Annotated in this window: 7 protein-coding genes and 1 tRNA gene; 4 read left to right on the top strand and 4 right to left on the bottom strand. The window is 56.1% G+C overall.

All coding sequences use genetic code 11. From position 1 onward, the window contains the following. From M5G17_RS19060 to M5G17_RS19045, 4 genes are all read left to right on the top strand, one after another. A partial coding sequence (locus M5G17_RS19060; RefSeq protein ID WP_273894461.1) for a restriction endonuclease subunit S occupies positions 1-664 on the top strand: 664 nt, incomplete at its 5' end. Then, the gene (locus M5G17_RS19055; protein WP_273894460.1) at positions 664-1,500 is read left to right on the top strand and encodes an HAD family hydrolase; all 837 of its coding nucleotides are present in this window, start codon (positions 664-666) and stop codon (positions 1,498-1,500) included. The genes M5G17_RS19060 and M5G17_RS19055, both read left to right, overlap by 1 nt. 167 nt (positions 1,501-1,667) lie before the next feature. Beyond that, complete coding sequence (locus M5G17_RS19050) at positions 1,668-4,943, top strand: type I restriction endonuclease subunit R (RefSeq protein ID WP_273894459.1); 3,276 nt, start codon at positions 1,668-1,670, stop codon at positions 4,941-4,943. After that, positions 4,940-5,728: a M48 family metallopeptidase gene (locus M5G17_RS19045; RefSeq protein ID WP_273894458.1), complete on the top strand. Its 789-nt coding sequence runs from the start codon at positions 4,940-4,942 to the stop codon at positions 5,726-5,728. The genes M5G17_RS19050 and M5G17_RS19045 overlap by 4 nt, the downstream gene beginning before the upstream one ends. 642 nt (positions 5,729-6,370) lie before the next feature. Here the strand turns inward: M5G17_RS19045 and M5G17_RS19040 are convergent. The 4 genes from M5G17_RS19040 to pheT form a co-directional block, all read right to left on the bottom strand. Further along, positions 6,371-6,447 (bottom strand) — tRNA-Pro (locus M5G17_RS19040). A gap of 106 nt (positions 6,448-6,553) precedes the next feature. Beyond that, positions 6,554-6,910, bottom strand: coding sequence for a MerR family transcriptional regulator (locus tag M5G17_RS19035; RefSeq protein ID WP_010222411.1), 357 nt, complete (start codon positions 6,908-6,910; stop codon positions 6,554-6,556). Beyond that, entirely contained in the window at positions 6,891-7,193 is a 303-nt protein-coding gene (ihfA, locus tag M5G17_RS19030; RefSeq protein WP_002553164.1) for an integration host factor subunit alpha, read from the bottom strand. Before ihfA ends, M5G17_RS19035 begins: the two co-directional genes overlap by 20 nt. A gap of 3 nt (positions 7,194-7,196) precedes the next feature. Then, positions 7,197-9,572 carry a phenylalanine--tRNA ligase subunit beta gene (pheT, locus tag M5G17_RS19025; RefSeq protein ID WP_273894457.1) on the bottom strand — a complete coding sequence of 792 codons (2,376 nt, stop codon included), beginning with the start codon at positions 9,570-9,572 and terminating at the stop codon, positions 7,197-7,199. Positions 9,573-9,582 lie beyond the last annotated feature (10 nt).

Below are 9,582 nucleotides of genomic sequence, written 5' to 3'. Positions count from 1 at the left end.
CTTGTTCGGAGCATCCCTAAGCGGCAGTAAGCGCCTTCCCGGATGCTCCGAAGAGTGGAAAATAAAGCGGTTGGCAGATATATGCAGCATTAATCCGCCCAAGCCTTCGGAGCCGACTGATGGTCTCGCATCGTTTATTTCAATGGACTCGGTGTCAGAGGATGCAAAAATCTTTAAAAGCGAGATCAGAAAATATTCTGAAGTGTCGGCCGGATTTACATCATTCCAAAATCATGACGTACTAGTGGCGAAGATAACCCCCTGCTTTGAAAATGGCAAAGGTGCTTATGCATTTGGACTGAAAAATGACATAGGATTTGGTAGCACTGAATTTCATGTACTCCGGGCAAAGCAAGGAAATTGTTCTCAGTTCATTTATTTCCTTACTAATACACGGGAGTTTAGGGTGCGGGGCGAAGCTAATATGCAGGGGTCCGCGGGGCAAAAACGCGTTACAACTAACTATCTAAAATCATACAAGGCTAGCGTTCCGCCAACCCTGATTGAGCAACAGAGAATTGCCCAGATACTCTTCAGCGCTGATCAAGAAATAGAAGCCCTAAGAACTAAACTCTCCTGTTTAAAGCAAGAGAAAAAAGCACTTATGCAGCAACTGCTGACAGGCAGGCGCCGAGTGAAAGTCAATCAACAAGAGTTCGCCTAATGGCCAAGAAGCACATTCCCTTTGTGATTGCCTATGACTTCGACGGCACCCTGTCACCCGGCAATATGCAGGAGTACAACTTTGTGCCGGCATTGGGCATCAAGCCCGTTGAGTTCTGGCGCGAGGCCAAGGCTATGGCTCAGGAGCAGCAGGCTGACGAGATTCTGGCTTATATGCGGCTGATGATCGAGAAGGCTCAGGCCGCCCGGGTGCCGGTGCGCAAAAAGAATTTTGCCGACTTCGGGGCCCATATTCAGCTGTTTCCAGGCGTGCAAGACTGGTTCAAACGCATCACTGAATATGGCCGTGCCAAGGGCGTAAAGGTCGAACACTTCATCATCTCGTCGGGGCTGCGCGAGATGATCGAGGGAACTCCAATCAACAAGCATTTCACTCGTGTCTATGCCTCGGGCTTTATGTACGACCATAACGACGTCGCGCACTGGCCAGCATTGGCGGTGAACTACACCACCAAAACCCAATACCTGTTCCGCATTAATAAGGGCAGCCTGGATGTACACGATAACTCGGTGATCAACAAGTTCGTCGAGCCAGCCGAGCGGCCTGTGCCGTTCAGTAATATGGTTTTTATCGGCGACGGCGAGACCGATATTCCCTCCATGCGCTTGGTCAAGAATCAGGGCGGTCATTCGATTGCCGTGTACGGTAAGGGCAAACGCGGCGCCCGCGAAAAGGCACTCATGCTGGTCAAGGAAGGGCGTACCAACCTGGCGACCACTGCCGATTACACTGATGGTTCGGCTATTGATCGCGCCGTGAAGGCAATGATCGACAAGGTGGTATCGGATCGCGCAATCGCAGAGGCTAATGGCTGACATCACAGGTAGCAACCTGATTCTCTACAGAGGTGATGGTCTTGCACAGCTCACCCAACGCGGGATGGATGCTCGACCATGAGTGGGTCAATGACCCGTATAGCAAATAAATTCATGAGCTGATTGGTACCAGCATAGCTGGCGGGCGGCTTGGAGAACTACGGCGGATGATACCAACACCTAAATTCCAGGAAGAATACAGTGCGAAACTTCCGGCTCTGGCTCTTCTATGCAACCTCGGCTGGCAGTTCCTCTCGCCCGAGCAGGCATTTACAACAAGGAGCAGCAAAAGTGACGAGGTGGTTTTGCGTGATGTATTGCGCGAGCAACTGAGCAAGCGGCGTTTCATGTTTGGTGGGAATGAATATCCACTATCGGCCAAAGCCATCGACAACCTGATCAGTGAAATATGCAGCCCGGCGCTTAACGAAGGGCTACAGGCTGCCAACGAGCGGTTGTACAACCATTTGCTGTATGGCATCTCGGTGACGGAGTTCGTGGATGGTAAAAAAGCTAACCCGACCGTGGCGTTGATCGACTGGCACAACCCCGCGAATAACAGCTTCATCGTCACCGAAGAGTTTCGCGTGCTGCGCAGCGGTGGTGTGGAGTCGCGAAGGCCGGATATTGTTTGCTTCGTCAACGGTATCCCGTTAGCAGTAATCGAGGCCAAGCGTCCCGATAGCAATGCGCAGAAAGGCCCGAGCATCGACGAAGGCGTTTCGCAGAGTTTGCGCAACCAGCGTCACGATGAAATCCCCAGGCTGTTCGCGTACAGCCAATTGTTGCTGTCGATCAATGGTAGCGATGGGCGCTACGCCACCTGTGGTACGCCTGCGAAATTCTGGGCAGCCTGGCGTGAGGAAGATATCGCCACTGCTGAATTGTATGCATTGAAGAATCGCCAACTAACTGCAGCGCAGAAAACCTCAATCTTTAGCCACCGCCCTGCTCGTGACCTGGACTGGTATGAAACCCTGATTGCCGGTGGTGAGCTGGCGCTGACTGGCCAGGATCAGTTGCTTATCAGCCTGCTTTCCCCTGCCCGACTGCTGGAGATGACTCGCTACTTCACGCTGTTCGATAAGAAGGCCGGCAAGATCGTTGCCCGTTATCAGCAGGTTTTCGGTATCAAGCGGTTGATCGAGCGGATTAGCCACAAACGAAAAGATGGCGGCCGTGAGGGCGGGGTGATCTGGCACACGACTGGCTCGGGCAAGTCATTCACTATGGTTTTTCTGAGCAAGGCGCTGATCCTGCATGACTCACTCAAGCAGTGCCGCATTGTGGTGGTCACTGACCGGGTTGATCTGGAAAGCCAGCTGAGCAAGACGTTTGCTTCCGGTGGCGAGCTGGCTGGCAAGAAGGACCGTGAGGCGGCCATGGCCACTTCTGGCACGCGCTTGGCTGAACAAATCGGCAAGGGCAACGAGCGTATTATTTTTTCGCTGATCCAGAAGTTCAACAGCGCTACCAAGCTGCCACAGTGCGTGAATACCAGCGCCGACATCATCGTGCTTATCGATGAGGGCCACCGTAGCCAAGGCGGTGAAAACCATATCCGTATGAAGCAGGCGCTATCCAATGCGGCCTTTGTCGCGTTTACCGGCACGCCGCTGCTCAAGGATGACAAGACGACGAACAAGTTTGGTCCCATCGTGCATGCCTACACCATGCAGCGCGCGGTGGAAGATCAGGCCGTGACGCCGTTGCTCTATGAGGAGCGCATTCCCGATCTGGATGTGAATGCGCGCGCTATCGATAGTTGGTTTGAGCGCATTGCTGAAGGGCTAAACGAGCAACAGAAGGCCGACCTCAAACGCAAGTTCGCCAAGAAAGGCCTGATATACAGCGCTGATGACCGTATTCGCCTGATTGCTCTGGATATCGCCAACCACTTCGTGAAGAACATCGACGAGGGCCTCAAAGGCCAGCTGGCCTGTGACAGTAAGGCTTCAGCAATCAAGTACAAACAGTATCTGGATGAGACAGGGTTGTTCGAAAGCGCCGTGGTGATGAGCTCACCGGATAGCCGTGAGGGCAACACCGACGTGGATGAAGCGGCCTCACCTGCGGTAACGCAATGGTGGAAGAAAAACGTTGGCAGCACCGATGAGCAGATTTACACCAGACAGCTGATCGAGCGCTTCGACAAGGATGAATCGCTCAAGCTTTTGATCGTGGTGGATAAACTGCTGACGGGTTTCGATGAGCCGAAAAACACCGTGCTCTACATCGACAAGCCACTTAAGGAGCACAATCTGATCCAGGCGATTGCTCGGGTAAACCGCCTACATCCGCTAAAGAAATTTGGTCTGCTGATCGACTACAGGGGCATTCTTTCGGAGCTGGATACCACGATCCAGAAGTATCAGGATCTGGCTTCGCGCACCCAGGGCGGCTATGACATCAATGACATCGCTGGGCTCTACAACCAGATGAGCAGCGAGTACAAACGGCTACCTCAGTTGCACAAAAACCTCTGGGCTATTTTCTCCGGTGTGAAAAACAAAGGGGATATAGAGCAGTTGCGCCAGGTACTGGTGCCCAAGATGCAGGAGCGTGACGGCGAGTTGGTTGATGTAAATCTCAAGGTGCGCGATGACTTCTACGAGGCGCTAACCGAGTTCGCCAGTTGCCTAAAAGTTGCTTTGCAGTCCGCGTCCTTCTTTGAAGACACCAGTTTCAGCGATGCCGACCGCACCCAATACAAGGAAACCCTCAAGCAGTTCTCCAGCCTGCGCCAACTGGCCAGACAGGATGCCGGCGAAACGGTGAACTATGACCAGTACGCCGAACAGGTGTGCAAGCTGCTGAATAAGCACGTGGTAGGCGTGGAGGTAAAAGACCCTGTCGGCGTTTACGAAGTCGGCAAGATGGGGCAACAGAAGCCCGAGCAGTGGAGTGAAGGCAAGACGCGCAACGAAACCGACATCATCAAGACCCGTGTCAGCAAGATGATTGAGCAGGAGCTTCGTGACGATCCCTATGCTCAGGAAGCGTTCTCCAAACTGCTGCGCCAGGCCATCGAAGAGACGGCAAAGCTATTTGATCATCCGCTCAAGCAGTACCTGCTATTCCACGAATTTGAGCAGCAGGTGCAGGCCCGTAAGCTTGATGAGCTGCCTGATGTTTTTGCGGGTAACCGGCATGCCCAGGCGTACTTCGGTATTTTCAAGAAAAACCTTCCTGACGCCCTCAATTCAGCTGATGAGCAGGTACAGGAACACTGGGTAAAACTGGCTTTCAGCCTGGATAAAATGGTCATGACCTCCGTGGCCGAACATTCAATCAACCCACAGAACATCGAAAGCGATATTCGTAAGAAGCTACTGCCGTTGCTCTTCAAGGAATGCAAAGCGGTGGGCGCTGGTATGGATCAGGCGAAGTCCATGGTTGAGTGGGTGGTGAAAATCACGCGGGTAGGCTTGTCCGGCTTATGAGTGTGCCCATCGTCATGAGTGCTCCTTCTGCCTCCGCAGTATCGAGCTGGCTGAGCTTCCACTATGCCGACGAGCTGATTCAGGTTGAGAGATCGCGAAGGGCGCGCGAGGTTTCACGCATACTGATCAGGGTTGACCCCGACTGTCGCGTGCGCGTCAGTGCGCCGGATGGGGCTAGCGATGAACAGGTATTGGCCGCGCTGAAGCGACGCGGCCGCTGGATCTATGAGCAGCTTCGTGAGTTTCGTGCGCAGCTCACACACGTCCGCCCAAGGCAGTACATCAGCGGGGAAAGTCACTACTACCTAGGCAAGCAGTACGTGCTCAAGGTTATAGAAGCGCCTGATGAGCTACAGCAGGTGCGCCTGTTGCGAGGCAAGCTAGAGGTGTCTGTCCGGGTGAAGTCGGCAGAGAAAATTCGCGAACTCCTGCACACTTGGTACAAAGCGCGCGCCCGTGAGGTATTTGATCGACGTCTAGAAGCTGCCTTGCAACAAGCACTTTGGGTTGCATCCAAGCCCCCACTGCGCATCTTAAGCATGCAGACACAGTGGGGCAGTTGTTCACCTGCGGGCCGTATCACGCTCAACCCCCACTTGGTTAAAGCATCCCGCGAGTGCATCGACTATGTGATCTTGCATGAACTTTGTCACATCGCCGAACACAACCACAGCGAGCGGTTCTACAGGCTTATGCACCAGGTGATGCCGCAATGGGAAAAGACCAAAAAGCGGTTGGATGGGATGGCGGCTGTTTTGCTAAACGGCGGGGCTGACCGCTTTTGATTTGCGAGTACCCACGAAAGCGTTTGACTGCTAGAAGTCACAACTGGGCGGTTTAGGTCTATCGATTCATCCACCCAATCGTAGCGAACTCACTTCGAGCAGACTAATTTCCTCATTAGCTCTAAATCTACGCTCGGATACTTCCCCCCTGCCTATAGTGAAAATATTGATCCGAGCAGCATGCCAACCGGTATTCCAACTCAAAAATTAAACCCAGTATTATCGCTATTAATCAATAATATACAGCGCAGATTCAAATTACCCCGGCACAACATTGATAAGCAGCCGCTTGAGACTTTCATCAAGGCTCGTCAGAGCAAAACTCTGAAAGGAGAATACCTACCCCTGCTCACCCTAGGCCTACCCCCATCAAGATTCACGACCTGAAACACACGGAGTACCCGAGGAAAGCCGCAAGGCCCTGCCCGGAAACATGAACAGGAGTCTCACCACTCACAACTCGAGGGCCGAGTTGGGTCAGTTAATCGAGGCGATAACATGGAATCGGTCAACGCCTCGCGAGGATCAGCGCTGACGATTCTGAAGTAAAGATCAGGATGATGGATAAGGCCAAGTCAATCAGAAATGCCCTACCCCAGAAACAACAAAACCACCCGAAGGTGGCTTAGTCGTTCTAAATAATGGTCGGGACGGAGTGATTCGAACACTCGACCCCTTGCACCCCATGCAAGTGCGCTACCGGGCTGCGCTACGCCCCGACTGGGCTTGAAGCATGTTCCCCTTGTTGCTGAGAACGTTGAAGAATGTACCCTAACCTTTTGAATTATGGAAGCATTTTTTCCAAAATTCCGGGCCCGATATGGGTTACTTCTTCAGCACCACCAGGACGTCTTCCAACTCGACAATCATCTGCCGAATCAGTTGCTTGTACTGGGTGGTGTCGTCCTTGGCTTCATCGCCAGAGAGGCGCAGGCGCGCCCCGCCGATGGTGAAGCCTTGGTCGTACAGCAGCGCGCGGATCTGGCGGATCATCAGCACGTCTTGGCGCTGATAGTACCGCCGGTTACCGCGGCGCTTTACCGGGTTGAGTTGCGGGAATTCCTGCTCCCAGTAGCGGAGCACGTGCGGTTTTACCGCGCAAAGCTCACTCACTTCACCAATGGTGAAGTAGCGTTTGCCTGGAATCGGCGGAAGCTCGTCGTTATGACTTGGTTCCAGCATAGGCCTCAACTCGGGCTTTGAGTTTTTGCCCTGGACGAAAGGTGACGACTCGACGCGCCGTGATCGGGATCTCTTCCCCAGTCTTGGGGTTGCGGCCCGGCCGCTGGCGTTTGTCACGCAGGTCAAAATTGCCGAATCCGGACAATTTGACCTGCTCGTTGTCTTCAAGAGCGTGCCTGATTTCCTCAAAAAACAGCTCGACCAATTCCTTGGCCTCGCGCTTGTTCAGGCCCAGCTCCTCGTACAGCCGTTCGGCCATCTCAGCTTTCGTCAGAGCACCCATACGCTATTTCCTTAACGTGGTGTTCAACCTTTGTTCGAGCGAGGTGAGGATGTTCTGGGTTGCAGTGTTCACCTCTTCATCATTAAGAGTGCGCGATGGATGCTGCCAGGTCAAGCCGACGGCCAGGCTTTTTCTATCAGGATCAATGCCTTTACCCTGATAAACATCAAACAGCCTGAGGTCCGTGAGCCATTCGCCTGCATTGTCACGAATTACTTCAAGCACCGAGCTCGAAGCAACATCACGTCCTGCCACCAAGGCCAGGTCACGACGCACTTCCGGGAATTTCGACAACTCGCTGAAGGTCGGCAGGCGGCCTTCGGCCACTTCGGCCAATACCAGCTCGAAGACGAACACCGGACGGTCCAGGCCCAGGGTCTTGGCCAGCTCTGGGTGGATAGCGCCCAGGTAGCCGACTTCGCGACCATCGCGCTCGATGCGCGCGGTTTGGCCCGGGTGCAGCGCCGGGTGTTTGCCCGGGACGAAGCTGAACTCGGCAAGCGAACCGGAGAAGCCCAGTACGGCTTCTACATCGGCCTTCACGTCGAAGAAGTCGATGCTGTCACGGCTGTTGGCCCAACCTTCTGGCAGGCGGCTGCCGCATACCACACCGGCGAGCATCGGCTGCTGCTTGAGGTCGCCCAGCTGGCCGACGAAGCGCTGGCCGCTTTCGAACAGGCGCACGCGGTCTTGCTGGCGGTTGAGGTTGTGCTGCAGCGACTTGACCAGGCCCGGCCACAGCGAGGCACGCATGGCCGCCATGTCGTTGGAGATCGGGTTGGCCAGCAGCAGCGGCTCAACGCCCGGGCTGAACAGTTCGAACAGTTTCGGGTCGATGAAGCTGAAGGTGATGGCTTCCTGGTAACCACGGGCCACCAGCAGGCGGCGCAGGGCTGGCAGTTCGCCACGAGCTTCAGGCTTGCCCTGCGGGGCCAGGCGCGCTTGCGGGTAACGGACCGGCAGGCGGTTGTAGCCGTACAGGCGGGCCAGTTCTTCGATCAGGTCGACTTCCAGGCTGATGTCAAAGCGATGGCTTGGTACTTCGACCTGCCACTGCCCTTCCCCAGCGGTGGTTTTCAGGCCCAGGCCGTTGAGCAGTTGCTCGACTTCGGCGCTGGCCATTTCCATGCCCAGCATCTGGGTCAGGCGTTCGGCACGCAGGGTGACCGGTGCAACCTTGGGCAGGTGCGCTTGGCTGGTGACGTCGATCACCGGGCCGGCTTCGCCGCCAACGATGTCCAGCAGCAGGCCGGTGGCGCGCTCGATGGCTTCGCGGGCCAGTTGCGAGTCGACGCCGCGCTCGTAACGGTGCGAAGCATCGGTGTGCAGGCCGTAGGAGCGGGCCTTGCCAGCCACGGAAATCGGCTCGAAGAAGGCGCTCTCAAGGAAGATGTCGCGGGTGCCAGCAGCAACGCCGCTGTGCTCGCCACCCATCACGCCGGCAATGGCCAGGGCGCGGGTGTGGTCGGCGATCACCAGGGTGTCGGGACGCAGGGTGACTTCCTGGCCGTCGAGCAGTACCAGCTTCTCGCCCTCTTCGGCCATGCGCACGCGGATGCCGCCGTTGATTTCGGCAAGATCGAAGGCGTGCATCGGCTGGCCCAGTTCGAGCATCACGTAGTTGGTGATGTCGACGGCAGCGTCGATGCTACGCACGTCGGAGCGACGCAGGCGCTCGACCATCCACAGCGGGGTTGGCTTGGACAGGTCGACGTTACGGATGACGCGGCCCAGGTAGCGTGGGCAGGCCGCTGGGGCCAGCACTTCGACCGGGCGCACTTCGTCGTGGACGGCAGCAATGGCCGGCACTACCGGGCGGGTGACCGGTGCGTCGTACAGGGCGCCGACGTCACGGGCCAGGCCCGCTACAGACAGGCAGTCGCCACGGTTCGGGGTCAGGCCGATCTCGATGCTGGCGTCGTCCAGGTCCAGGTACACGCGAATGTCTTCGCCAACCGGAGCGTCGGCTGCCAGTTCCAGCAGGCCGTCGTTTTCTTCGCTGATCTGCAGCTCGGCCGCCGAGCACAGCATGCCGTTGGATTCAACGCCACGCAGCTTGGCCTTCTTGATCTTGAAGTCGCCCGGCAGTTCGGCGCCGATCATGGCGAAGGGGATCTTCAGGCCAGGGCGCACGTTGGGCGCGCCGCACACGACCTGGAAGGTCTCGCTGCCGCTGCTGACCTGGCACACGCGCAGTTTGTCGGCATCGGGGTGCTGTTCGGTGCTTAGCACCTCACCGACGACGATGCCGCTGAACTGGCCAGCGGCCGGGGTGACGCTGTCGACCTCAAGGCCGGCCATCGACAGACGGGCGACCAGATCGTCACGGGATACCTGCGGGTTGACCCAACCGCGCAGCCACTTTTCACTGAATTTCATCCTGCTCTCC

The organism is Pseudomonas rubra (assembly GCF_028656935.1).
GTDB lineage: Bacteria > Pseudomonadota > Gammaproteobacteria > Pseudomonadales > Pseudomonadaceae > Aquipseudomonas > Aquipseudomonas rubra.
This window is presented reverse-complemented; position numbering and strand designations above follow the sequence as displayed.

Bases quoted from the DNA above. Each gene is read 5' to 3' on its own strand.
- M5G17_RS19055 (WP_273894460.1), top strand. From the start codon at position 664: ATGGCCAAGAAGCACATTCCCTTTGTGATTGCCTATGACTTCGACGGC.
- M5G17_RS19050 (WP_273894459.1), top strand. From the start codon at position 1,668: ATGATACCAACACCTAAATTCCAGGAAGAATACAGTGCGAAACTTCCG.
- M5G17_RS19045 (WP_273894458.1), top strand. From the start codon at position 4,940: ATGAGTGTGCCCATCGTCATGAGTGCTCCTTCTGCCTCCGCAGTATCG.
- M5G17_RS19035 (WP_010222411.1), bottom strand. From the start codon at position 6,910: ATGCTGGAACCAAGTCATAACGACGAGCTTCCGCCGATTCCAGGCAAA.
- ihfA (WP_002553164.1), bottom strand. From the start codon at position 7,193: ATGGGTGCTCTGACGAAAGCTGAGATGGCCGAACGGCTGTACGAGGAG.
- pheT (WP_273894457.1), bottom strand. From the start codon at position 9,572: ATGAAATTCAGTGAAAAGTGGCTGCGCGGTTGGGTCAACCCGCAGGTA.